Below are 23,013 nucleotides of genomic sequence, written 5' to 3' on the forward strand. Positions count from 1 at the left end.
GGAGCCGGGGCACCGGGCGTTTGCCAGGGTGCGCGCGCCGCCCGACCTGGGGTCGGGGGCGTCACTCGGCGTCCAGGTCAGACCTCGAGAACCTGGCGGCCGTTGTAGGTGCCGCAGACGGAGCAGGCGGCGTGCGGCAGCTTCGGGGACTTGCACTGCGGGCACGCGACGGTCGCGACCACGGTCGCCTTCCAGTTCGCCCGGCGGGACCGGGTGTTGCTGCGCGACATCTTGCGCTTGGGGACGGCCACGGTTCTTACTCCTCTGTACGGGTCAGTTGCGACAGGCCCGCCCAACGCGGGTCGATCTGCTGGTGACTGTGGTCGGCCGGCAGATCGTCCCAGTGCGCCCCGCATTCGGGGCACAGTCCAGGGCAGTCCTCCCGGCAGAGCGGGTTGGTCGGCAGCGTGAGCACCAACGCGTCCCGCAGCGCCGGCTCCAGGTCGATCAGATCGCCCTGCATCCGGCCCACCTCGTCCTCGTCGGTCGTGGCGTCCGTGGTGCTGTTCTCGTACGCGTACAGCTCCTGGATCGTCACGGCCATCGATTCGTTGATCTCGCGCAGGCAACGCCCGCACTCGCCCCGGATGGGACCGGTGATGGTCCCGGAGACGAGCACACCCTCGGACACCGACTGCAACCTCAGATCGAGGTCAAGGTCCGCGCCCTCCGGCACGCCGATCAACTCCACACCGAGGTCCGTCGGTGCCGGCACGACCCGCTGGACCTCACGCAACGCGCCAGGGCGACGCGGCAGGTCCCTCGTGTCGAGGACCAGCGGCGACCTGGGGTCGAGTGTCGATGGCGAGTGCTTGGGCATAGTCAGACTCCGGCCGGTGAGAGGCCGACAAAAAAGGTTACCTGGGCGACCGCCGGACCGTCGAACCGGGGGGACGCCTGTGGCGAGAATGTCGGCTGGTGAAGTGCCGCTCAGAAGGGTAGCGGGCGTTCCGCCTCATCCCCACCGAAGGTGCCGATCTCCCGCAGCGCGTGCATCTTGTCGCGGCCCCGCTCTATCGAGGCGAGAGCCCGGGTGAGGAACTGTTCGAAGTTGGCCAGCGCGGTGTCGACGTAGTCGTCGACCTCCTCGCGCAGGCGCTGCGCCTCGGCGCGGGCCTCGGCGATGATCCGGGCGCCCTCGTGCTCGGCCGACACGGTGATCTCGTTCACGGAGACGAGGCGGGCGTGTTCTGCCTCACCCTCGCTGATGATCCGGTCCGCCTCGCGCTTGCCGGCGTCCATGATCTTGTCGCGCTCCTCCAGGAGCGCGGCGGCTCGACGCAGGTCGGCGGGGAGGTCGGCGCGCATCTCGTCCAGGGCGGCGATCATCTCGCCCCGGTCGACCATGCAGTTGTTGCGCGACATCGGGACGGAGCGCGCCTGCTCCACCATGGCGATCAGTTCGTCGATGCGATCGAGCGGGTCCACCGGTACCTCACTCCTGTCGTTCGTCGGCCGACCTCCATGATGCGGGCCACGGCCGGGTTCCTGCTCGACCAATCATGTCGTGCCCGCCCCACCGCCGCCCCACTCACCCCAACCCGGCGAGTCGCGACATGGTCACTCCCCGCCCCCCGCACTTCCTCCCCCGCGCCGACCTTGCGCTTTCGGTGGCGGCAAAGCAGCGCGAAAGGGGACGAACCGGGAACGGTACGTGCGAGATCGGCCGGGTCAGGTCAGGGGCGGGGGGCCCAGGCGGGACTGGAGGGCCTCGCGGACCGGGTCCGGGACGTGGGCGGAGATGTCGCCGCCCCACTTGGCCACGTCCTTGACCAGGCTGGAGGAGAGGAACGAGTAGAGCGGGTTGGTCGGCATGAAGAGCGTCTCGACCCCGGCCAGCCCGATGTTCATCTGGGCCATCTGCAACTCGTAGTCGAAGTCGCTGACCGCCCGCAGCCCCTTGATCAGCACGCTCGCCTGCTGGGCGCGGCAGAAGTCGACGAGCAGCCCCCGGAAGGACTCGACCCGCACGTTGCCGTACGAGGCGGTCACCTCGCGGAGCATCTCGATCCGTTCTTCGACGGTGAACAGGCCGCTCTTCGACTGGTTGATCAGCACGCCGACGATCACCTCATCGAACAGCCGGCTCGCGCGGCCGATGATGTCGAGGTGTCCGTTGGTGACCGGGTCGAACGAGCCGGGACACACCGCACGTCTCATGATCGGCGACCGTACCAAAGGGTGGTCTCGCCGTACCGGCGACTGCGCTCGGGGGTGATCCCCTCCACCCACTCGAACTGCCTGGTGCGGCGGGACCGCTCCACCACCACCAGCGCGTCGGGCGCCAGCCAGCCGCCGTCGACAAGCGTCGTCAGCAGCGCGGTGATCTCCGCGTCCGGCACGGCGTAGGGCGGGTCGGCGAAGACCACGTCGTACGGGCCACCGTCCGGGCCGGCAGCCAGCACCGTCGCCACCTTGCCGGTGACCAGCCGTACGGCCGGGCCGGCCCGCAGGCTCGCCACGTTCTCCCGGATCACCCGGGCCGCCCGCGGATCGGACTCGACCAGCAGGACGTGTCGGGCGCCCCGGGACAGCGCCTCCAGCCCGACCGCGCCGGAACCGGCGTACAGGTCGGCGAAGCGGGCGCCGTCGAGGTCGACCTCGGACTCGACGGCGCTGAACAGCGCCTCCCGGACCCGGTCGGACGTGGGTCGGGTGCCGGCGCCGGGCGGCGCGGCGATCCGCCGGCCACCGAGCGTCCCGGCCACGATCCGGGTCACCGTTTCCTCCTGCTCATGACCCCGACGCTACGCGACCCTTCGGGGCCGCTCTCGACACGGTCGGTACCGCCAGGAGAATCACGTGATCACTTCTCGTATATCAATGATCTCAAGTTCATAACATCAGTCTTAGCAAATCCTGAGCGCTGTATGACGCGCGGCGATATCGCTAGGGTCTGCCGGGTGCCGACGGCCAACCCGCCGGCCCACGGCTCGGGAGGGCGCCTCTCCGATCGGACGTGCAGCGACCGTCCACTGTCACTCTCGTGCCACACCCCCAACGCTTCAGCACTCCAGGAGTACCCGTGATCCGTCCCAAGCTGTCGCTCCGGCGACCGCTGGCCATCCTGGGAGCCGCCCTCGTCGGCCTCACCGGGGTCGCCGCGGTAGCCACCCCAGCCAGCGCACACCACAACACGATCACCGCCACCGCCAGCTGCGACCGGCAGACCGGTGAGCGCGTGATCACGTGGAAGGTGGTGAACAGCGAGGTCAACAAGGGCGCGACGCTCCGCAAGGTGACCGCCGAGCCGAACACCCCGGTGACCGTGACCATGGAGGACGGGAAGACCGTCCCGCTGCAGGGCTGGGTCACCCCCGAGGGCTCCTTCGTGCTGGCCACCCAGCGCGTGCCCGGCAACACCACCAGCGCCAAGCTGACGGTGGACGCCCGGTGGTACAAGGAGGGCAAGAAGACCGAGAAAAACATCAACGACGGCAGCATCAACCTGGCCGCCGACAACGCCTGCACGCCGGCGCCCAAGTGCGTCGAGCTCGACAAGGCCACGTACAGCCACACGTTCGACGGCCCGAAGGGCACCGCCACCGTCAAGCTCGACGGTGACCTGCCGCTCTGCGGCGACGGCAAGCAGTACTTCACGCTGGTGTCGTACTTCGCGCCCCGGCCGCAGTTCGCTACCCCGCAGTACGTGTACGGCACGCCGGACAGCGACTTCGTCAGCGCCAAGCAGACCGAGATCACGCTGAACGTCGAGATCCCGGACTGCCACACCCAGGTCGACCTCATCTGGGGCGGCGAGGACCAGGTCATCGACGAGATCGTCGACGGCGGCAAGCGCTACGACAACAAGAAGCTCGGTTCGCCGGGCGCCCCGGGCAACCGCTCCAAGGGCCCGCAGGGCTGGTACAACGGCGGCAGCAAGAGCTGCGCCACCCCGGCCTCGACCTTCGCGTCCAACTGCGACGGTTCGGTCGCCGTGTCGCTGAGCAACGACGGCAAGATCAGCAAGTACGCCGTCGAGTTCGAGGTCAAGGGCGAGAACGGCTTCACCAAGAAGGTCTCCGTCGCCCCGGGCAAGGCCGACACCAGCATCGTGGTGCCCGCCGCCGACGCCGGCAAGATCGAGGTCCTGGTCGACGGCAAGGTCATCGAGAACGGGACGTACTCGTGGGCACGCCCCGAGGACTGCCCGCTGCCGGCCGTCACCACCAAGGCCGACTGCAAGGAGTTCGCCCTCACCGTGACCAACCCCAAGGGCGGCATGCCGGTCAAGGCGACGTTCACCTACGGCGACAAGACCGAGACCCGTACGGTCGCGGCGGACTCGTCGGAGACGGTGACCTTCAAGGTCGGCAAGTCCGAGACCGCTCTGGTCGCCCTGCCTGACCTGGACCTCGAGCTGCAGGCGGCCTACGCGCCGGAGGGCGACTGCGGTGGCTCGGGCGGCGGCGGCGAGGACGAGCCGGGCCTCCCGGTCACCGGTGCGGCGGCGGGCGGCATCGCCGCTGGCGCGATCGCCCTGCTGATCGCGGGCGCGGTGCTGTTCGTCATCGCCCGTCGGCGTCGGGTGACCTTCACCGCCTGACCTGACCTGCGCTGAAGCCCGAGGGCGCGTCGACCACCCGGTCGGCGCGCCCTCGGTCTGTGCAGGAGATCGGCTCGGAAACCAGAAAACCGGGGTGTCACCGTGGTCGGGACACCCCGGTTTCCGCGAAACCGGTCAGCGAGGAGCGCTCAGCCCTTCTCCAGGTACTCCGCGCGGTCCTCGTCGACGAGCGCGGCGACCGACGCGGCCAGCGCCGGGTTGCGGATCAGCTCCGGGTCCTCCTCGACCAGGGTGATCGCCTCGGCACGGGCGTCGCGGATCAGGTCGGCGTCGCGTTTCAGGGACAGCAGCCGCAGGTGCGAGCGGTGCCCGGACTGGGTGGCGCCCAGCACGTCACCCTCGCGGCGCTGCTCCAGATCCAGCTCGGCGAGCTTGAAGCCGTCGCTGGTGGACGCCACCGCGTCCAGCCGTTCGCGCGCCGACGAGCCCTCGGCGGCCTCGCTGACCAGCAGGCAGAGCCCGGCGGCGGCACCCCGGCCGACCCGACCACGCAGCTGGTGCAGTTGGGAGACACCGAAACGGTCGGCGTCCAGCACGATCATCACGGTGGCGTTCGGCACGTCGACACCGACCTCGATCACCGTGGTCGCCACCAGCACGTCCAGGTCACCGGCCGCGAAGGAGCGCATCACCGCGTCCTTCTCGTCGGCGGGCAGCCGGCCGTGCAGGACCCCGATCCGCAGCCCGTGCAACGGCCCCTCGGCCAGCAGCGGGGCCACCTCGGTCACGGCGAGGGGCGGCCGGCGGCCGTTGTCGTCCTCGGGCGGCGGCTCCTCGTCGGACGTCGGGCCGTCACCGATTCGCGGGCACACCACGTACGCCTGGTGGCCGGCGGCCGCCTCCTCGCGCAGCCGGCGCCACGCCCGGTCGAGGAAGGCCGGCTTCTCGGCGGCCGGCACCACGTGCGAGGCGATCGGCGACCGGCCCCGGGGCAGCTGGGAGAGAGTGGACACCTCCAGGTCGCCGTAGACGGTCATCGCCACCGTGCGCGGGATCGGGGTGGCAGTCATCACCAGCGTGTGCGGCGGCTGGTCGGCCTTGGCGCGCAGCGCGTCGCGCTGCTCCACGCCGAAGCGGTGCTGCTCGTCGACCACCACGAGGCCCAGGTCGGCGAAGTCCACCCCCTCGTAGAGCAGCGCGTGGGTGCCGAGCACGATGCCGGCGTTGCCGCTGGCCACCTCGCCGAGCGCCCGTCGGCGGGCTGCCGCGCTTAGCGAGCCGGTGACCAGCTCCACCCGGGTCGCGTGCTCGGCGGAATCCAGCTCACCGGCCCGCCCGAGGGGCCCGAGCAGGTCGAGCATGCCCCGGTGGTGCTGCGCGGCCAGCACCTCGGTAGGGGCCAGCAACGCGGCCTGCCCGCCCGCGTCGACCACCTGGAGCATGGCCCGCAACGCCACCACCGTCTTGCCCGAGCCGACCTCGCCCTGCAGGAGCCGGTGCATCGGATGCGCGGCCGCCAGGTCGGTGGCGATCTCCACGCCGACCTCGCGCTGACCGGCCGTCAGCTCGTACGGCAGTCGGGCGTCGAAGGCGTCCAGCAGCCCACCCGTGCGTGGTGGGCGGGGCCGGGCCGGCCAGTCGGCGGCCCGGTGCTTGCGCTGCACCAGCGTCAGCTGGACGGCGAACGCCTCGTCCCACTTGAGTCGTCGCCGCGCCCGGTGCAGCGCCTCCTTGGTGGACGGCCGGTGGATCTCCCGCAGCGCGGGGCCCAGGTCGACGAGGTTGCGGCTGGCGCGGACGGAGGACGGCAGCGGATCCTCCGGCGGGGTGAACGTGTCCAGCACGACCCGTACGCAGCGGGCGATCACCCAGGTCGGGACGGCCGCCGCCGCCGGGTACACGGGAATCAGCGCGCCGGCGAACTCCTCGATCTCGTCGCTGACCGCCGCCTCGCCCTCGCCGCCCTCGCCGAGCAGCACGTACTCCGGGCCGTTGAGCTGGCGTTTGCTCCGGAACTCGGTGACCTTGCCGGCGAACAGCCCCCACCGGCCCGGACGCAGCTCCCGTTCGCGCCACGCCTGGTTGCCGAAGAACGTCAGCGTCAGCAGGCCGCCGGAGCCGTCGCCGACGGTCACCTCCAGCAGGTTGCCCCGGCGCTGGCGCATCGGCCGTACGGTGGTGCGCTGCACCTGGGCCAGCACGGTGACCTGCTCACCGACGTCCAGCGACCGGATGTCGGTGTGCTCGCCGCGCTCGTCGTAGCGACGCGGGAAGTGGTAGATCAGGTCCCCCGCGGTGTGCAGGTCGAGGTGGGCGGCCAACGCCTTGGCCGTCTTGTCCCCGACGAGCTTCTTCAACGGGGTGTCCACCGTGGCCGGCTCGCTCATTCGACCCCCACCAAAAGCGGATAGAACGGCTGGCCGCCCGGGTACGCCTGCACCTCGACGAACGGCCAGCGCCGCGCGACGTGCGCGCGGACGGCATCGGTGAGCCCGGCGGGGGCGTCCACCCCGGCCAGCAGGGTGACCAGCTCCCCGCCGCCGCCGAGCATCCGGTCGACCACTGCGGCGCAGGTGTCGGTGAGGTCGGTGCCGATCAGGTGCACCTCCCCCTCGACAAGCGCCAGCACGTCACCGGGGCGGCACGGGCCGGCGACCGTCAGCGCCTCCCGACTGGCGTGGCAGACCTCGGCGTAGCGGCAGGCGCCGGCCGCCTCGGCCATCGCGATCACGTCGTCCTCGAAGCGACGGGTGCCGTCGCGGACCGCCAGGGCCGCGAGGGCCTGCACCGGCGAACGGGTCGGCACCACGCTCACCTTGATGCCGTGCCGGTGCGCCTCGCGGGCCGCCGCGCTCGCGACCGCCTCCGTGTTGGGGTCGTTGGGCAGCACCACCACCCGGGCCGCCCGGGTGCTGCGCACGGCGTCCAGCAGCTCACCCGTGGACGGGTTGCCGGGCACCACAGTCGCGCCCTCCGCGGCGAACAGCTCCGCGATCCCGCGGCCGGTGGCCACCACCACGGCGGCCCGACCGTCCTCGGTCGGGCCGGCGGACGGCTCCGGCTGGTCGGCGAAGCGGGTCACCGAGATCCGGTACGGGCGGCCGGCGGCGACCCCCGCCTCGACCGCCGCGCCCACGTCGTTGACGTGCACGTGCACGTTCCAGGTGCCGCCCGGCTCACGCCCGTCACCGACGACGACCAGCGAGTCACCCAGCGCCTCCAGGGTCCGGCGCAGCACGGCCACCGCGTCGGCGTGGGCGTCGAGCAGGAACTGCACCTCGTAGGCGTACTCCTCGGAGCCGGTCTCCCGCGCGACGGTGGCCGCCGGGCGGGCGGTGCGCGGCGGCGGCGCGAGCCCTGTGGCGCCCTCCCCGGTGAGCACCTCGACCAGGGCGTCGAGCAGGACGCAGAGCCCCCGCCCGCCCGCGTCGACGACCCCCGCGCGGGCCAGGGCCGGCAGCTGCTCGGGCGTACGGGCCAGGGCCTCGGCCGCCGCCCGCGCCGCGCCGCGGGCCACCGCGGGCAGGTCGTCGCCGCCCACCTGCTCGGCGCCGGTGGCGGCCGCGGCGACGACGGTGAGCAGGGTGCCCTCCACGGGACGGCCGACCGCCGTGTACGCGGCGGCGGTCGCGGCCCGCAGCGCGACGGCCAGGGCCTGCCCGCGCACCACCGGCACGGCCACGACGGCGTCGGCGAAGCCGCGCAGGATCTGCGAGAGGATGACCCCCGAGTTGCCCCGGGCGCCGAGCAGCGCGCCCTGGGCCATCAGCCGCAGCGCGTGCCCGTGGGCGGTGGGGCCGCTGTCGGGGAGGGTGTCCAGGTCCATCGACAGGGCCTGCTGGGCCGAGGTGAGGGTGAGCACCAGGTTGGTGCCGGTGTCACCGTCGGGCACCGGAAAGACGTTGAGCTCGTCGATCTCGCCCTGGTGGCGCTTGAGCGCGGCCAGCCCGCTCGCACACCAGCGGCGGACCGCGGCGGCGTCGAGGGTGTCCAGCACGGCCAGAAGCCTACTGTTGCGCACCGACACGCGTCGGACTCGTCCGGCGTGTCCGTCCGCGCCCGGTCCGACGGCGCTCCCGGGCCGGGTCGACGCCTCCGGTACGGTTGCCGCCGGGCCGGCCCACCGGCCCACCAGCAGGCCCGGGCCGGGCCGTGCACGACCGCCCGACCGGGTCGGTTGGCCGGGTCGGCGGGTCATCGGGTAACCTGACCAGGTTGCCCGGGCAGCGCCTGCCGGCGACCTCATGAACGTTTCAATCCCAGGAGTATCCCGTGGCTAGCGTGTGCGACGTCTGTGGCAAGGGACCGGGCTTCGGCCACAACGTGTCCCACTCGCACCGGCGGACCAACCGCCGCTGGAACCCGAACATCCAGTCGGTGCGTACCCCGGCCGGTGGCGGCAACACCAAGAAGTTGCAGGTCTGCACCTCGTGCATCAAGGCCGGCAAGGTCACCCGCGCCTGACGCGGCAGCACCAACTCTTCTCGTTCGGCTCAGCCGGCGGCCCCCTGCGGTCCGCCGGCTCTGTCGTGTCCGCCCCCGGGTGGGCGGCGACCGCTCAGAGCGTGCGGCCGAAGGAGAGGCAGCCCTCCGCGTCCTTGTAGAAGCCGAAGTTCGGGATCCGGTCATAACCGGCGGACACGTACATGGCGATCGCCTCGGGCTGTTTGTCACCGCACTCCAGGACCATCCGCTTGCGGCCCTGCTCGCGGGCCGAGCGCTCGACGGCCGCGAGGACCGTCCGCGCCACGCCGCGACCGCGGGCCGCCGGGGCGGTGTACATCCGCTTCAGCTCGGCGGTGTCCGCACCGTGGCTGCGCCAGCCACCGCAGCCGACCGGCTCACCGGCCAGGTAGGCGACGAGGAACGCGCCGTCCGGCGGCTCGAACTCGCTCGCGGCGACCGGGGTGTCGTCGCCGGTGCCTCCGTAGCGGGCACCGAGGTCGGCCAGCGCGGCCCGGATCAACTGCTGCGCCACCGGCGCGTCGAACCGCACCACTCGGATCTCGATCTCACTCACGGTGTTCAGGATACGGCTGGCGCGCGGCGTCACCGGAAGTGGTCCCAGCCCCGCGGCCCGTCGTAGGCGCCGCCGTCGACAGTCACTCCGGCACCCTCCGTGACCAGGCCGATGGGCCGCCACTCCGGCGGCAGCGCCACCGTCGCGGGGAAGGTCGCGGCCAGCGCGTGGTCCTCGCCACCGGCCAGAATCCAGGTGTACGGGTCGACGCCGAGCGCCCGCGCGGCGTCGGCCATCTGCCGGGGCACCTCGAACGCGTCGCGGCGCACGTCGATCGCCACACCGCTGGCCTGCGCCACGTGCCCGAGATCGGCGAGGAGCCCGTCCGAGACGTCGATCATCGAGGTCGCGCCGAGCTGGGCGGCCTGCGGCCCGGCCGGGTAGGCGACCTGCGGCCGTCGGTACGCCTCGACCAGCAGTCGGGGGGTGCGAAAGCCCCGGGTGAGCACGGTCAGCCCGGCCGCCGCGTACCCGATGCGGCCGGCCAGGGCCAGCACGTCCCCGGGGCGGGCGCCGGAGCGCACCACGGGCGCCCGGCCGCCGAGGTCACCCAGCGCGGTGACCGCGATGGTCAGGGTGGGGCTCGCCGACATGTCCCCGCCGACCACGCTCGCGCCGACCGTGGCGGCCTCCGCGGCCAACCCGTCGGCCAGGCCCTCCGCCCAGCTCGTCTCAAGGTCGGCGGGCATGCAGAGGGCGACCAGCAGGGCGGTCGGGGTGGCGCCCATCGCCACGACGTCAGCCAGGTTGGCCGCCGCGGCCCGGTGACCGACGTCGCGCGCCGAGCACCAGTCCCGCCGGAAGTGCCGCCCGTCGACCAGCACGTCCGTGCAGGCGACCACCCGGGCGTCCGGCGCGGCCACCACCGCCGCGTCGTCACCCGGGCCGAGCAGGGTCGTCGGGCCCATCGCCAACCGGGCGGTGATCCGCCCGATCAGCCCGAACTCGCCGATCCCGGCCACGCTGGCGCCACCGCCGGCGTTCGGCCCGTACTGCCCGGCACCGCCGCGCTCGCTCACCGCTGCTCCTTGACCACCGATAGGGATCAGACCTGGTCCGTAAGGTAGTTTCACCCTTCGGGCCGCTCCCGGGCGGCGACGGACGGAGGTCGAGTCGTGGTACAGGCGTACATCCTCATCCAGACCGAGGTCGGCCGCGCACGTGACGTGGCGGGTCTCATCGCGGACATCGCCGGCGTGGTACGCGTCGACGCCGTCACCGGGCCGTACGACGTGGTCGTCCTCACCGAGGCGAACACCGTCGACGAGCTCGGCAAACTCATCGTCAGCAAGGTGCAGATGGTGCCCGGCATCACGCGCACCCTCACGTGTTCGGTGGTGCGGCTGTAAGTGGACGAGATGACGACCTCCTCGGCTGCTCTGGACGACGACGGGAAGCACGAGCCGGCTGACGGGACGCGTGAGCCGGTCGACGGGACGCCCGAGCCGGCTGACGGTATCCGCGACAGCGCCGACCCGGGCGCCGACGCGCCGGCCGGCCGGGACCGGACCATCCGGGGCGCCGCCCTGCTGGCCACGTTGATCGCGCTGCCGATCACGCTGCTGGTGGCCGTGCTGGCCTTCGCCAAGCTCGCCCCGGACACGCCCGCCGCCGCGCCGAGCCCCTCGGCGAGCACCGCACGGGCGCAGTCCACCGCTCCGGTCGAGATGGCCGCCCCGGCGCTGGCCGAGCGTCCGGCCACGGTCTGCCGCGCGCTGCTCTCCCAGCTGCCGCAGACCATCCGTGACCTGGCCCAGCGCCCGGTCACGGCGGGCCCGGAGCAGAACGCCGCGTACGGCGACCCCGCGCTCACCGTGGCCTGCGGGGGCGCCGAGCCGACCGTCCCGGCCACCGACGAGGTCTGGACGGTCAACCGGGTCTGCTGGCACCCCGTCGAGGAGACCGACGTGACCGTGCTCACCACTGTCGACCGGGAGACGCCGGTCACCGTTCGCATCCCACGCTCGTACGAGCAGCCGCTGCAGTGGGTTTCGCCGATCTCCAGCGCGATCGTGGCGTCGGTGCCCTCGGGCGGCGCCATCCCCGCCGGCTGCCAGCGCTGATCCGCTGACGCGCGGCCCGTACGGCGGGCCGCGCGTCGGGGCCGGCTGCTCAGTGCAGGCCGACACCGCGCCGCTGGGCGGTACGGATCAGCCGGTTGACCAGCTTGGGATACTCCAGGCCGGAGGCAGCCCACATCCGGGGGAACATCGACGTCGGGGTGAACCCGGGCATCGTGTTGATCTCGTTGAGGTAGACGTCCAGCTCGGGGGTGACGAAGAAGTCGGCCCGGGCCAGGCCGGCGCAGTCCAGCGCGGAGAACGCGCGGACGGCGTACTCCTGCACCTGGCGGGTCACCCGGTCCGGCAGGCCGGCCGGGATGTCGTACTCGCAGGAGTCGTCGAGGTACTTGGCCTCGAAGTCGTAGAAGTCGTGGTCGGCGACGACCCGCACCTCGGCCAGCACGGATGCCTCGGGGGCACCGCCTGCCTCGCCCTCCAGCACGCCGCACTCGATCTCGCGGCCGACGATCGCGGCCTCGATGATGACCTTCGGGTCGAACTGCCGGGCGGTGGCGACCGCCGTGTCCAGCTCGGCCCAGTCGGTGACGCGGGTGATGCCGAACGACGAGCCGGCGCGGGACGGCTTGACGAAGACCGGCAGGCCGAGCCGCTCCTTGTCCTGCTCGCTCAGCGTCATCCCGTTGCGCAGCACCGCGTACGCGCCGACCGGGATGCCCTCGACCGCGCAGAGCTTCTTGGTGAACTCCTTGTCCATGGCGGCGGCGGAGGCGAACACGTTCGCCCCCACGTAGGGGATGCCGGCCATCTCCAGCATGCCCTGGATGGTGCCGTCCTCGCCGTACGTGCCGTGCAGGACCGGGAAGACCACGTCCACGTCGGCCAGCGCCCGGGGGCCCTCGGTCGGGTCGAGCACCATCAGCCCGTTCCCGGTCGGGTCGGCGCGCAGCACGATGTCCTCGCCGGACTCGGCGGTGATCTCCGGGAGCTGGCGGGCGTTGATGGCGAGCTGGGCGGGGTCCCCGCTGGTCAGCACCCACTGGCCGGCGCGGGTGATGCCCACCGGCACCACCTCGTACTCGTCCGGGTCGAGTGCGGCGAACACGCTGCCGGCGCTGACGCAGGAGATGCCGTGTTCCGGGCTGCGGCCGCCGAAGACGATCGCCACGCGGGTCTTGCCTGGGGTGGTCACTCCGGTCACCTCTTCGTACGCGACTGCGGCTGGTCGTGCTCGCCGGTGGCGCTCACCCGGTTGACCTTACTGTGCGTGGCGATCAGGCGCGGCGATACCCGGCGAGCCCCGAAGCGACACGGCAATCGGTCAACAGAGCATATACGGTGCGTGACGGAATGTTCGAGGCCGGTCAGTCCCCGGCGTGCCGGCGGCCGACCGCGATCACCTTGACCCGCTGCCGCCCGGCCCGCACCATGCCCAGCGCCATGAAGGCTCCGGCGATCCGGTCGGCGGCCTCCCTGCTGCTGGCGCCGACCACCTGGCGGCGGCGTTCGGGAGCGACGCGTTCGTTGCGGTCGATGCCCTCGACGGGACGCACGTCGGTGAGAACGACCAGAAAGCGGGTCATCGCCGACCCTCGCGCTGCGGGGCGAGAGACTTCGAACCGGTATGCACGTCGTCTCCTTCCGGCGGGCTGCAACGGACGGCACGCGACGATCGGGTACGGGGGAGAAACCCGATCGCCGCGCGCCCTATCCCCTCCGGTCGCTCACCACCACCGTCGCCACGACAACCGGCGGTGAGGACGCGATGACAGATTGACACGTCTACAGCCATGAATGCAACTCTCATCGACCTTCTCTCATGTACCCGTTCCCATAAATGTGTGCGACCATCGATGCATGGCCCCGAAGACCGCCCGCGCCCGCCGACTCGGCATCGCCCTGCGTCAATACCGGGAAGCCGCCGGGCTGACCCTGGAGACCGCCGCGGATGAGATCAACAGCACCCGCAGCACCCTCTCCCGCTACGAGAACGCCCAGACGCTGATCAACCCGGCCACCGTGCGCGCCCTGCTCACCTCGTACGGGGTGGGTTCCGAGGAGGTGGCCGCCGCGGTGCAGCTCGCCAAGGACGCCCGCAAGCCGGGCTGGTGGGTGTCGTACTCGTACCTGCTCGACCCACGCACCATCGACTTCATCGCCCTGGAGGCGGAGGCCACCGCCATCGCCAACTTCGAGCCCTCGGTGGTGCCCGGCCTGCTGCAGACCGCGGACTACATCCGCGGCGTGATGCGCGGCGGCCCGCACACCCTCGGCGACGAGCTGGTGGAGCAGCGGGTCAAGGTCCGACTCGACCGCCAGGTGCGGCTCACCGCCGACACTCCACCCATCCTCGACGCGATCATCGACGAGGGCGCGCTGCTGCGCCCGGTCGGTGACCAGTCGGTGATGAACGGCCAGCTACGGCACCTCGTCAAGATGGCCGAACTGCCGAACATCACCGTCCAGGTGATCCCGCTCTCCGCCGGTTACCACCGGGGCACCCGGGGCTCGCTGCACATCCTGGAGTTCGCCGACCCGGAGGACCCCATCATCGCGTCGGTGGAGACGGTCGCCGGTCAGATGATCCTCGACCGCGCGGGCGAGACGCGTACCTGCACCAAGATCATGGAGCATCTGCGCAGCGTGGCGCTCAGCCCGGCGGACAGCCGGGCGATGCTCCTGTCAGTCCTGAAGGGACGGTAGGACCGATGACACCGACGATCACAGCGGCGTTGGCCACGGCGGCGTGGCGCAAGAGCAGCCGCAGCGGCGATGAGGGCGCCTGCGTGGAGGTGGCCACGATCCCCCAGCTGGTGGCCGTCCGCGACTCCAAGGACCCGGCCGGTCCGGCCCTGCTGTTCCCCCCGGCGGCCTGGGCCGCCTTCGCCCAGGCCCCGCCGCGCGGCTGACCGGAGCGCGACCACCCCGCCCCCGCGCTCCGCTGACCGGGCTGTCACCGCCGGTCAGCGGGGCGCGGGCGGGGAAGGGGACGCTCCGGCGAGCGGGCACGGCCGACGAGCGGGAGAGAACTCAGGCGACCAGCGGGCGGGGCTCCGGCACGGCGCGCAGCGCCTCCAGGGCGGCGATCGCCACACCCCTGGCGCCGGCCATGTCGCGGTCCGGAACCAGCGCGAAGGTGGCCACCGCGGCCTGCTCCTCCCGGAGGACGGTGTGCTCGCGGACCGTCGCCAGGAACCAGTCGCGGAACTCCGGCGCCGCCTCCACCACCCCGCCCCCCACGAAGTACGCGTGGGGATCGGTGAAGTTGGCCGCCACGGTGAACAGGCGGCCCAGCGCCATCGCCTGCTGGGTGAAGAGATCCCGGGCCAGCGCGTCACCCCGCTCGCCGTAGCCCCGCACGAGCTTCGCCGCCCGCGCCGCCGGCTCGGCGGCCAGCGGGTGGTCGGGGTGGCGGGTCAGCCAGTACGGCAGCAGGTTGCGCTCGATGCCGGTCAGCGAGGCGACGCTCTCGACGTCGCCGGTGAAGCCGCAGGCGCAGGTGGGCTCCGGCTGCCCCGGGCCGAGCAGCCCGTTCAGCGGGATGTGCACGTGACCCAGCTCGCCGGCCATGCCGGCGGCGCCGGCGATCACCTTGCCGCTCTCCACCACCCCGCCACCGAGGCCCGTGCCGACGATCGCCGAGACCGACGATCGCGCCATCGCCTCGTCGCCGAAATACACGTGGTGGGCGTAGAGCGCGGCGGCGTTGCCGTCGTTGTGGTAGATCACCGGCAGGCCGAGCCGTCGCTGGAGCGCGCCCCGCACGTCGAAGCCACGCCAGGCAGGCTGGGAGAAGTTGGTCGAGCCGCGCGACGAAATGACGCCGGTGGCGCTGGCCGGGCCGGGCGTGTCCAACCCGACCGCCCGGACCAGGTCACGAGGCACGCCGGTCTGCGCCAGAGCCCCGTCCAGCGCCCGGGCCAGCGCTTCGATCGCCGCGTCCGGGCCGGCGCGCACCTCGCTCGGGATCTCCAGCAGCCCGTCCACCAGGAACCGGCCGTCCACCGTCAGGACTGTGGCGTTGTTGCTGGTGCCGCCGTTGTCCAGGCCGACGACCACCGGCACACCTGCGCTGCCCACCGCAACCGCCTCCCGCCCTCATGAGTGTGAGCCGAGGCTAGTGCCAACCCCGCTCCCCCGCCACGCCCGCCCACCGAAACTGGGTTGGGGTGTCAGCCGAGCTCCGGTGACATCCTGAGTTGCTGTCCCCGGTGCCCCGGACTGCTGTCGCGCGTCCTTTGCTCTGCTTCACTCCGCGCAACGGAAATCGGCCGCGAGTGTTGCGCCGGTTGAAGCAGAGCAAAGGATGCGAACAAGTGGGCGAGTCAACCCCGCACCTCCGCCGCAGCGCTGATGGGCCGGTCAGCCTGGGCGTCAGCCTGGGCGGCGGGCGATTACCGCTGTGGCGTCCAGGTCCTCGTCGTGTCGTACGGTCGGCGACAGTCCGGCTGCGTGGAACGCCGCGCACAGCGCGTCGGTCTGCGTCTCGCCAGCCTCGACCACCAGGTGCCCACCGGGCACCAGCCAGTGCGCCGCGTCGACGCCCACCCGGCGCAGCACGGTGAGCCCGTCCGGCCCGCCGTCGAGCGCAACCGGGGCCTCGTGCAGCCGCGCCTCCGGCGGCATCAGCGCCACCGCCTCGGTCGGCACGTACGGGGCGTTGGCCACCACCAGGTCGAGCCGCCCCCGCCAGTGCGCCGGCAGCGGAGCGAACAGGTCACCCTCGTACACCTCGGCGGGTAGCCCGGCGAGGTTGCGGCGGGCGCAGGCCACGGCGGCCGGGTCGATGTCGGCGGCGGCCAGCCAGCGCGGCGCGAGCCGGCGGGCCAGCGCGACAGTGGTGGCCCCGGAGCCGCAGCAGAGGTCGACCACGGCCGGCGCCGGGCCGGTCAGCTCGACGGCGGCCTCGACCAGCAGGGCCGTCCGACCGCGCGGCACGAAGACGCCCGCGTCGACGGCGATCCGCAGACCGCAGAACTCGGCCCAGCCGAGCAGGTACTCCAGCGGCTCGCCGGCGACGCGTCGGGCGGTCAGGTCGGCCAGCGTCGCCGGGGAGTCCGCGGCGGCCAGCAGCAGCTTCGCCTCGTCCTCGGCGTAGACACAGCCGGCGGCGCGCAGCCGGCCCACGAGGGTGGTGCGGTCGGTGAAGGACGGCTCTGCCACGAAGCTCAGACCGGCCCGGCGGCGTCCAGGGCGGCGGCGATGTCGACCACCAGGTCGGGAGTGTCCTCCACACCGCAGGAGAGCCGGACGAAGCCGGGGGCGGTGTCGTCCCCCCACTGCGCCCGCCGGTCCGCCGTGGTATGCAGACCGCCGAACGAGGTGGCCGCCGCCACCAGCCGGGCGGCCTCGACGAAGCGGGCCACCCGGTCGGCGTCGCCCAGGTCGAACGAGAGCACACCGGGCATCCGGCGCATCTGCGCCGAGGCCACCGCGTACGCAGGGTCGTCCGGCAGCCCCGGCCAGCGCAGACCGGTCACGTCCGGCCGGCCCGCCAGCAGGTCGGCGACGGCTGCGGCGTTCGCGCTCTGCCGGGCCAGCCGCAGGTCGAGGGTCGCCAGCGACCGGTGCGCCAACCAGGCGTCGAACGCTCCCGGAATCGAACCGGTGCCGGTACGCCAGAGCGTCACCGCCTCGATCACCTCGGCGGACCGGCTGGCCAGGTAGCCCAGCAGCAGGTCGGAGTGGCCGGTGAGCGCCTTCGTGCCGGAGGCCACCACCAGGTCGGCGCCGAGGTCCAGCGGGCGCTGCCCGAGCGGGGTGGCGGTGGTGTTGTCGACCGCGAGCAGGGCGCCGGCGGCGTGTGCCCGCTCCGCCAGGGCGGCCACGTCGACCACGTCCAGACCCGGGTTGGCCGGGGTCTCCACCAGCACCAGCCGGACGCCCTCGAAGGACGGGTACGGCCCCACGGTCGGCACGAAGAGCACCCGTACGCCGATCGTCTCCAGCACGGCGGTGGCGAACGCCCGGACGGGGAAGTAGCCGTCGGAGGGCAGCACCACGGTGTCCCCCGGGCGCAGCAGGGTGAGCAGCGTCCCGGTGATGGCAGCCTGACCGCTGGCGAAGACCCGGCAGTCACCGCCCTCCAACTCGCCCACGGCGGCCTCCAACAGCCGCCGGGTCGGGTTGTCGGGGCGGCCGTAGCCGTTCGGCGACGCGTCCGGCCCCTGCCACGGGTCGAGGTGGTACGGCGCGGCGAAGACCGGACCCGGCAGGAACGCATCACCCGGCGCCGGCTCGGGCAGGCCGGCGCGCACGCAGCGGGTGCCGTCTCCCAGTTCGCTCATCGGTTCCTCACTCGTACGACTCGGGCTTGGCGGTCCGGCTCATCAGGGTGTCCACGGCGAGCCGCGGGTCCATCCCCTCGTGACAGATCCGTTCGACCTGCTCGGTGATCGGCATCTCCACCCCGTGCGCCCGCGCCAGATCGCGGATCGCGAGGCAGCTCTTGACGCCCTCGGCGGTCTGTCGGGTCGCGGCCTGGGCCTGCTCCAGCGTCTCGCCCCGGCCCAGGTGCTCGCCGAAGGTGCGGTTGCGGGCCAGCGGGGACGAGCAGGACGCGACGAGGTCGCCCATGCCCGCCAGGCCGGCGAAGGTGATCGGGTCCGCCCCGAGGGCCACACCCAGGCGGGCCGTCTCGGCCAGCCCTCGGGTCATCAACATGGCCCGGGTGTTGTCGCCGAAGCCCATCGCGGTGGCGATGCCGTACGACAGCGCGATCACGTTCTTGACCGCGCCGCCCAGCTCGCAGCCGATCACGTCGTCGTTGGTGTACGGCCGCAGGTACGGCGTCCGGATCGACGACTGCACGAGCGTGGCGCGGTCGGCGTTGGTGCCGGCGACCACCGTGGCGGCCGGCTGCTCGGCGGCGATCTCGGGGGCGAGGTTCGGGCCGGAGACCACCACCACCCGATCGGCGGCCACCCCGGCGGTCTCGACGATGACCTCGCTCATCCGCTTGGTGGTGCCGAGTTCGATGCCCTTCATCAGCGACACCAGGGTGGCGTCCGGGTGCAGGTGCCCGGCCCACTCGGCGAGGTTGCCGCGCAGGGTCTGCGAGGGCACTGCCAGCACCACCACCTCGGCGCCGCTGATCGCCTCGGCGGCGTCGGTGGTGGCGGTGACCCGGGCCGGCAGCAGCAGGTCCGGCAGGTACTCCGGGTTGCGACGCTCGGCGCGGATGCTCTCGGCCACCGGGGCGCGGCGGGCCCACACGGTCACGTCCCGCCCCGCGTCGGCCAGGATCTTGGCGAAGGCGGTTCCCCAGGAGCCGGCGCCCAGCACCGCGACGTGGCCGCTCATGCCGCTTCACCGGGGTGGCGCTCGACGGACGGTCGGGCCGGCCGTTCCCACAGTGGCGGCGGGGTGCCACCGCGGATCTCGACGAGCATGTCCCGCAGCCGCAGCATGATGGCGTCCGTCATCTCCTCGAGGGTTTCCCGGGTCGGTGGGGCGCCCGCCCAGCAGCTCAGGTCGACCGGCTCGCCGGCCACGACGGTCACCGGGATCCGGGGGCGGGGGTTCAGCCGGCTGGTCCGCGGGTCGAAGATCCGCTCCGGACCCCACATCACCAGCGGCACCACCGGGGCGCCGGTGGCCAGCGCCAGCCGGGCGGCGCCGGTCTTGGCCTTCATCGGCCACAGGTCCGGCTGTCGGGTGGTCGTGCCCTCCGGGTAGATCACCACCGCGCCACCCTCGTCGAGCGCGGCGACCGACTTGTCCAGCGAGCGGACCGCGTCCACGCTGCCGCGCTCGACCGGGATCTGCAGACAGCGGTGCAGGATCCAGCCGATCACCGGCACCCGGAACACGCTGGCCTTGCCCAGGTACTGCGGCCACCGCCCGGAGTCGTAGATGAAGTGCGCGGAGACCAACGGGTCGGCGTGCGAGATGTGGTTGGCGACGATGATCATTCCGCCGTCACGGGCGAGGTGCTCCTGGCCGCGCCAGGTCCGCCGGGTCCAGACGGTCATCACCGGCTTCACCAGCCCCACGGCGAACCGTTGCCAGAACCCCAGCCTCCGCCGTGCCACTGTGCCTCCTCGTCGCGCCCCGACCCGCCGCGAGCCCCACCCGCGACACCCGCAGCGGAAATCATGCCTGCTCGCCCCCGGTACGGCCAGCGAGGGTCCCGTCGTCCGGCTGGCAGGATTGCGGACGTGAGTCAGCCGAGGTGGGCCGTGGTGGTGCCGGTGAAGCGTCTGACCGCGGCCAAGAGCCGGCTGCGGGGCGCGCTGCCCGGCGTACCGCATGAGGAGCTGGCACTGGCGCTGGCGGCCGACACGCTCCGCGCGGTGCTGGCCTGCCCGGCGGTCGCCGAGGCCCTGGTGGTGACCGACGACACCCGGGTGGCGGCCGCGGCGCGGGCCGCCGGGGCGCGGACGGTGCCCGACCTGCCGGACGCCGGCCTGAACGCCGCCTTCCGGCACGGCGCGGCACAGATCCCCGGGCGGTGGGTGGCCGGGCTGACCGCCGACCTGCCGGCGCTGCGCCCGGCCGAGCTGGCCGACGCGCTGCGCGCGGCGCAGCACGACACCGAGGGGGTACGCCGGTTCGTGGCGGACGCCCCCGGTGGTGGGACGGTGCTGCTCGCCGCGCCGTCGGGCGTCGACCTCGACCCACGGTTCGGCGTCGGCTCGGCGGCGGCGCACGCGGCGAGTGGGGCGCTGCCGCTGACCGGTGACTGGCCCAGCCTGCGGCGGGACGTGGACACCGCCGAGGACCTGGCCGCCGCCGCCCGGCTGGGGCTGGGACCGCGCACCGCGGCGCTGCTCGCCGCCGGCTGACCGGCGCGCTGAACAAGCTGACCCGGCCGGTGTACGGTGCGAGCATGCAGGGCACGGTGGCCAGTTACGACGCGGCGACACGTAGCGGTGTCCTACTGCTCGACGACGGCACCGAGCTGCGTTTTCCCGCCCGGGCGTTCGACGCCTCCGGCCTGCGGTTGCTCCGGCTCGGCCAGCGGGTGCGCATCGACACCGATCCCGACGGCGAGGTCGTCCGGGTGACATTGCCGACGATGCACTGAGCTGGCGGGGCCAAGTTCATTTTGCGTTAACTCTAATCGGGTGATTATGAGCGGGTGAGCACCCCTCGCGAGCATCCGGTCACCCCTCCCGCCACCGACCCCCGCAACGGCGCCCGCGTTCGCGGCACCGACGGCCGTTTCCGCCCGTCCCGGGCCGAACGGGCCGGCGCCGCCCGTGCCGACACGCTCGCCGACGACCCGGGCGCGGCGTCCTCCGGGCTCGACGAGGTCATCGAACCCGGCGTGCCGCCCACGGAGACGGACGGCCCGGCGACCGGCGCGGCCCTGCCCGGCACCTCCGGCGGCCTCGCCACCGGCCTCTCCGCGGGCGGTGCGGGGGACGACGAGCCACCGGCTGCTCCCCCGCTGCCGGAGGACCGCTTCCTCAACCGGGAGCTGTCCTGGCTCGACTTCAACGCGCGGGTGCTCACCCTCGCCGAGGACCAGCGCACCCCCCTGCTGGAGCGGGCCAAGTTCCTGGCGATCTTCGCCAGCAACCTCGACGAGTTCTACATGGTGCGGATCGCCGGCCTGAAGCGGCGGCTCTCCGCCGGCCTGCCGGTGCGCGGCGGCGACCGGCTGCCCCTGCGCACGCAGCTGGAGCTGATCGCCGAACGGACCGCCGAGCTGGTCGCCCGGCACGCCGCCTGCTTCGTCGACGACGTCCTGCCCCGGCTGGCCGAGGAGGGCATCCGCATACTGCGCTGGGGTGACCTGGGCGACCCCGAGCGGGAGCGGCTGCGCACCTACTTCCGGGAGCACATCTTCCCGGTGCTCACCCCGCTCGCGGTGGACCCGGCGCACCCGTTCCCGTACATCTCCGGGCGGTCGTTGAACCTGGCGGTGGCGGTCCGGGACCCGGACGGCGGGTCCGAGCTGTTCGCGCGGGTGAAGGTGCCCAACAACGTCCCGCGCTTCGTACGGGTCGACCGGGACCAGCCGGGCGTGCGGATGCTGCCGGTGGAGGACCTGATCTCGGTGCACCTGGGTCAGCTGTTCAGCGGCATGCAGGTGGTCGAGTGCCACCTGTTCCGGGTCACCCGCAACGCCGAGGTGGAGGTCGACGAGGACCGCGACGAGGATCTGCTCCAGGCCCTCGAACGGGAGCTGGCCCGCCGCCGGTTCGGCCCGCCGGTCCGCCTGGAGGTCGCCGCGTCGATCTCCGACCACATGCTGGAGCTGCTCGTCCGCGAGTTGGACATGGACGACCAGGACGTGCTGCGGGTGCCCGGCCTGCTGGACCTTTCCGCGCTGTGGCAGGTGTACGGCGAGGCCGACCGCCCCGATCTCAAGGACCCGCCGTTCGTGCCGGCCACGCATCCCCGGCTCGCCGAGGGCGAGGTGCCGCGCAGCGTCTTCTCCACCCTGCGGGACGGGGACATCCTGGTGCACCACCCGTACCACTCGTTCGCCACCAGCGTGCAGCGCTTCATCGAGCAGGCCGCCGCCGACCCCAACGTGCTGGCCATCAAGCAGACCCTCTACCGCACCAGCGGTGACTCGCCGATCGTGGACGCGCTCGTCGACGCGGCCGCCGCCGGCAAGCAGGTGGTGGTCCTGGTCGAGGTGAAGGCCCGCTTCGACGAGGTGGCCAACATCGGCTGGGCCCGCACCCTGGAACGCGCCGGCTGCCACGTGGTGTACGGCCTGGTGGGGCTCAAGACGCACTGCAAGACCGCCCTGGTGGTCCGGCAGGAGGGCAACCAGATCCGCCGGTACTGCCACATCGGCACCGGCAACTACCACCCGAAGACCGCCCGCCTGTACGAGGACTTCGGGATGCTCACCGCCGACCCGGAGATCGGGGCGGACCTCACCGACCTGTTCAACGTGCTGACCGGCTACAGCCGGCAGACCGCGTACCGGCGGCTGCTGGTCGCCCCGCAGGGCATCCGCAGCGGCCTCATCGAACGCATCGAACGGGAGATCGCGCACGTCCGGTTGGGCATGCCCGGCCTGGTCCAGTTCAAGGTCAACTCGCTGGTCGACGAGGGCGTGACCGACGCGCTGTACCGGGCGTCCCAGGCCGGCGTGCACGTCGACCTGCTCATCCGGGGCATGTGCACGCTGCGTCCGGGGGTGCCTGGGCTGTCGGACAACATCCGGGTGCGCTCGATCCTCGGCCGGTTCCTGGAGCACTCCCGGGTCTTCCGCTTCGGCAACAACGGCGAGGCCGAGTTCTGGATGGGCTCGGCGGACCTGATGCACCGCAACCTGGACCGGCGGGTGGAGGCGCTGGTGCAGGTGAGCGATCCGGTCGCCCGCGCCGAGCTGGACTACGTGCTGACCGCCGCGATGAGCCCGGACGTGGACGCGTTCGAGCTGGCCGGCGACGGCACCTGGACGCGGCGTACCGACGGTGACGACGCGGCCCGGGTGCACCTGCAGGATCTGCTGCTGCGCCGCGTCGGTGGCACGGCCGGCTGACCGTTCGCGG

25 protein-coding genes are annotated in these 23,013 nt (G+C 72.8%); 9 read left to right on the forward strand and 16 right to left on the reverse strand.

Annotated elements, in window-relative coordinates:
* Positions 1–77: 77 nt before the first annotated feature.
* The 5 genes from rpmF to rsmD all read right to left on the reverse strand — a co-directional run bounded on the left by rpmF (position 78) and on the right by rsmD (position 2,720).
* The gene (gene rpmF, locus ABZU46_RS20330; RefSeq protein ID WP_030335284.1) at positions 78–251 is read right to left on the reverse strand and encodes a 50S ribosomal protein L32; all 174 of its coding nucleotides are present in this window, start codon (positions 249–251) and stop codon (positions 78–80) included.
* A gap of 5 nt (positions 252–256) precedes the next feature.
* Complete coding sequence (locus ABZU46_RS20335) at positions 257–820, reverse strand: YceD family protein (protein ID WP_139587729.1); 564 nt, start codon at positions 818–820, stop codon at positions 257–259.
* Positions 821–930: 110 nt separating this feature from the next.
* On the reverse strand, positions 931–1,428 hold the full coding sequence (locus tag ABZU46_RS20340; RefSeq protein ID WP_234590503.1) for a hypothetical protein: 498 nt from the start codon (positions 1,426–1,428) through the stop codon (positions 931–933).
* A 243-nt stretch (positions 1,429–1,671) separates the two neighbouring features.
* Complete coding sequence (gene coaD / locus ABZU46_RS20345) at positions 1,672–2,160, reverse strand: pantetheine-phosphate adenylyltransferase (protein WP_354860053.1); 489 nt, start codon at positions 2,158–2,160, stop codon at positions 1,672–1,674.
* On the reverse strand, positions 2,157–2,720 hold the full coding sequence (gene rsmD / locus ABZU46_RS20350; RefSeq protein ID WP_354860055.1) for a 16S rRNA (guanine(966)-N(2))-methyltransferase RsmD: 564 nt from the start codon (positions 2,718–2,720) through the stop codon (positions 2,157–2,159). Before rsmD ends, coaD begins: the two co-directional genes overlap by 4 nt.
* Before the next feature lie 305 nt (positions 2,721–3,025).
* Between rsmD and ABZU46_RS20355 the strand changes: the two genes are divergently transcribed.
* Positions 3,026–4,546: a cell wall anchor protein gene (locus ABZU46_RS20355; protein WP_354860058.1), complete on the forward strand. Its 1,521-nt coding sequence runs from the start codon at positions 3,026–3,028 to the stop codon at positions 4,544–4,546.
* Positions 4,547–4,695: 149 nt separating this feature from the next.
* On the opposite strand, the gene recG is transcribed toward ABZU46_RS20355, so the two are convergent.
* On the reverse strand, positions 4,696–6,894 hold the full coding sequence (recG, locus tag ABZU46_RS20360; RefSeq protein WP_354860060.1) for an ATP-dependent DNA helicase RecG: 2,199 nt from the start codon (positions 6,892–6,894) through the stop codon (positions 4,696–4,698).
* The gene (locus ABZU46_RS20365) at positions 6,891–8,504 is read right to left on the reverse strand and encodes a DAK2 domain-containing protein (protein WP_354860062.1); all 1,614 of its coding nucleotides are present in this window, start codon (positions 8,502–8,504) and stop codon (positions 6,891–6,893) included. The genes recG and ABZU46_RS20365 overlap by 4 nt, the downstream gene beginning before the upstream one ends.
* Positions 8,505–8,779: 275 nt before the next feature.
* On the opposite strand from ABZU46_RS20365, the gene rpmB reads away from it, so the two are divergent.
* The gene (gene rpmB, locus ABZU46_RS20370) at positions 8,780–8,971 is read left to right on the forward strand and encodes a 50S ribosomal protein L28 (RefSeq protein ID WP_007456456.1); all 192 of its coding nucleotides are present in this window, start codon (positions 8,780–8,782) and stop codon (positions 8,969–8,971) included.
* Between the two features lie 94 nt (positions 8,972–9,065).
* Here rpmB and ABZU46_RS20375 read toward each other — a convergent pair whose 3' ends face one another.
* Together ABZU46_RS20375 and ABZU46_RS20380 are read right to left on the reverse strand one after the other, a co-directional pair.
* The gene (locus ABZU46_RS20375; protein ID WP_354860064.1) at positions 9,066–9,527 is read right to left on the reverse strand and encodes a GNAT family N-acetyltransferase; all 462 of its coding nucleotides are present in this window, start codon (positions 9,525–9,527) and stop codon (positions 9,066–9,068) included.
* Between the two features lie 29 nt (positions 9,528–9,556).
* Positions 9,557–10,546 (reverse strand): thiamine-phosphate kinase, encoded by a 990-nt coding sequence (locus ABZU46_RS20380; protein WP_354860067.1) that lies wholly within the window; start codon positions 10,544–10,546, stop codon positions 9,557–9,559.
* Positions 10,547–10,642: 96 nt separating this feature from the next.
* Here ABZU46_RS20380 and ABZU46_RS20385 point away from each other — a divergent pair, with 96 nt between their 5' ends.
* Together ABZU46_RS20385 and ABZU46_RS20390 are read left to right on the forward strand one after the other, a co-directional pair.
* Positions 10,643–10,876, forward strand: a complete 234-nt coding sequence (locus ABZU46_RS20385; protein ID WP_007456453.1) for an Lrp/AsnC ligand binding domain-containing protein — start codon at positions 10,643–10,645, stop codon at positions 10,874–10,876.
* Positions 10,877–11,590, forward strand: a complete 714-nt coding sequence (locus ABZU46_RS20390) for a DUF3515 family protein (RefSeq protein WP_354860070.1) — start codon at positions 10,877–10,879, stop codon at positions 11,588–11,590.
* Between the two features lie 49 nt (positions 11,591–11,639).
* Here the strand turns inward: ABZU46_RS20390 and ABZU46_RS20395 are convergent, their stop codons facing one another.
* Both ABZU46_RS20395 and ABZU46_RS20400 read right to left on the reverse strand, forming a co-directional pair.
* On the reverse strand, positions 11,640–12,740 hold the full coding sequence (locus ABZU46_RS20395) for a D-alanine--D-alanine ligase family protein (protein WP_354860072.1): 1,101 nt from the start codon (positions 12,738–12,740) through the stop codon (positions 11,640–11,642).
* A 172-nt stretch (positions 12,741–12,912) separates the two neighbouring features.
* Positions 12,913–13,131, reverse strand: a complete 219-nt coding sequence (locus ABZU46_RS20400; protein WP_354860075.1) for a hypothetical protein — start codon at positions 13,129–13,131, stop codon at positions 12,913–12,915.
* Positions 13,132–13,405: 274 nt separating this feature from the next.
* Here ABZU46_RS20400 and ABZU46_RS20405 point away from each other — a divergent pair, with 274 nt between their 5' ends.
* Entirely contained in the window at positions 13,406–14,251 is an 846-nt protein-coding gene (locus ABZU46_RS20405; RefSeq protein WP_354860077.1) for a helix-turn-helix transcriptional regulator, read from the forward strand.
* A gap of 5 nt (positions 14,252–14,256) precedes the next feature.
* Positions 14,257–14,457: a DUF397 domain-containing protein gene (locus ABZU46_RS20410; protein ID WP_354860080.1), complete on the forward strand. Its 201-nt coding sequence runs from the start codon at positions 14,257–14,259 to the stop codon at positions 14,455–14,457.
* A gap of 121 nt (positions 14,458–14,578) precedes the next feature.
* Here ABZU46_RS20410 and ABZU46_RS20415 read toward each other — a convergent pair whose 3' ends face one another.
* The 5 genes from ABZU46_RS20415 to ABZU46_RS20435 form a co-directional block, all read right to left on the reverse strand.
* Positions 14,579–15,628: an ROK family protein gene (locus ABZU46_RS20415; protein ID WP_354860082.1), complete on the reverse strand. Its 1,050-nt coding sequence runs from the start codon at positions 15,626–15,628 to the stop codon at positions 14,579–14,581.
* Positions 15,629–15,922: 294 nt separating this feature from the next.
* A complete protein-coding gene (locus tag ABZU46_RS20420) occupies positions 15,923–16,711 on the reverse strand; it encodes a putative protein N(5)-glutamine methyltransferase (RefSeq protein ID WP_354860084.1) in 789 nt (262 codons plus the stop codon).
* Between the two features lie 5 nt (positions 16,712–16,716).
* Positions 16,717–17,835, reverse strand: a complete 1,119-nt coding sequence (locus tag ABZU46_RS20425; RefSeq protein ID WP_354860087.1) for a cystathionine gamma-lyase — start codon at positions 17,833–17,835, stop codon at positions 16,717–16,719.
* Positions 17,836–17,842: 7 nt separating this feature from the next.
* Complete coding sequence (locus ABZU46_RS20430) at positions 17,843–18,850, reverse strand: NAD(P)H-dependent glycerol-3-phosphate dehydrogenase (protein ID WP_354860089.1); 1,008 nt, start codon at positions 18,848–18,850, stop codon at positions 17,843–17,845.
* Positions 18,847–19,581 carry a lysophospholipid acyltransferase family protein gene (locus tag ABZU46_RS20435; RefSeq protein ID WP_354860091.1) on the reverse strand — a complete coding sequence of 245 codons (735 nt, stop codon included), beginning with the start codon at positions 19,579–19,581 and terminating at the stop codon, positions 18,847–18,849. Before ABZU46_RS20435 ends, ABZU46_RS20430 begins: the two co-directional genes overlap by 4 nt.
* 126 nt (positions 19,582–19,707) lie before the next feature.
* Here ABZU46_RS20435 and cofC point away from each other — a divergent pair, with 126 nt between their 5' ends.
* From cofC to ABZU46_RS20450, 3 genes are read left to right on the forward strand one after another with little or no spacing between them, the layout of a single operon-like run.
* On the forward strand, positions 19,708–20,334 hold the full coding sequence (gene cofC, locus ABZU46_RS20440; RefSeq protein WP_354860093.1) for a 2-phospho-L-lactate guanylyltransferase: 627 nt from the start codon (positions 19,708–19,710) through the stop codon (positions 20,332–20,334).
* A 44-nt stretch (positions 20,335–20,378) separates the two neighbouring features.
* On the forward strand, positions 20,379–20,576 hold the full coding sequence (locus ABZU46_RS20445) for a cold-shock protein (protein ID WP_354860096.1): 198 nt from the start codon (positions 20,379–20,381) through the stop codon (positions 20,574–20,576).
* Between the two features lie 54 nt (positions 20,577–20,630).
* The gene (locus ABZU46_RS20450) at positions 20,631–23,003 is read left to right on the forward strand and encodes an RNA degradosome polyphosphate kinase (protein ID WP_354860099.1); all 2,373 of its coding nucleotides are present in this window, start codon (positions 20,631–20,633) and stop codon (positions 23,001–23,003) included.
* Positions 23,004–23,013 lie beyond the last annotated feature (10 nt).

Source organism: Micromonospora sp. NPDC005197 (assembly GCF_040608295.1).
In the GTDB taxonomy this organism is placed as follows: domain Bacteria; phylum Actinomycetota; class Actinomycetes; order Mycobacteriales; family Micromonosporaceae; genus Micromonospora.

What these genes read in the sequence shown, in the direction of transcription:
- ABZU46_RS20425 (WP_354860087.1), bottom strand. Translation starts at nt 17,835, where the DNA reads ATGAGCGAACTGGGAGACGGCACCCGCTGCGTGCGCGCCGGCCTGCCC.
- ABZU46_RS20405 (WP_354860077.1), top strand. Translation starts at nt 13,406, where the DNA reads ATGGCCCCGAAGACCGCCCGCGCCCGCCGACTCGGCATCGCCCTGCGT.
- ABZU46_RS20430 (WP_354860089.1), bottom strand. Translation starts at nt 18,850, where the DNA reads ATGAGCGGCCACGTCGCGGTGCTGGGCGCCGGCTCCTGGGGAACCGCC.
- ABZU46_RS20335 (WP_139587729.1), bottom strand. Translation starts at nt 820, where the DNA reads ATGCCCAAGCACTCGCCATCGACACTCGACCCCAGGTCGCCGCTGGTC.
- ABZU46_RS20400 (WP_354860075.1), bottom strand. Translation starts at nt 13,131, where the DNA reads ATGACCCGCTTTCTGGTCGTTCTCACCGACGTGCGTCCCGTCGAGGGC.
- coaD (WP_354860053.1), bottom strand. Translation starts at nt 2,160, where the DNA reads ATGAGACGTGCGGTGTGTCCCGGCTCGTTCGACCCGGTCACCAACGGA.
- ABZU46_RS20445 (WP_354860096.1), top strand. Translation starts at nt 20,379, where the DNA reads ATGCAGGGCACGGTGGCCAGTTACGACGCGGCGACACGTAGCGGTGTC.
- ABZU46_RS20410 (WP_354860080.1), top strand. Translation starts at nt 14,257, where the DNA reads ATGACACCGACGATCACAGCGGCGTTGGCCACGGCGGCGTGGCGCAAG.
- recG (WP_354860060.1), bottom strand. Translation starts at nt 6,894, where the DNA reads ATGAGCGAGCCGGCCACGGTGGACACCCCGTTGAAGAAGCTCGTCGGG.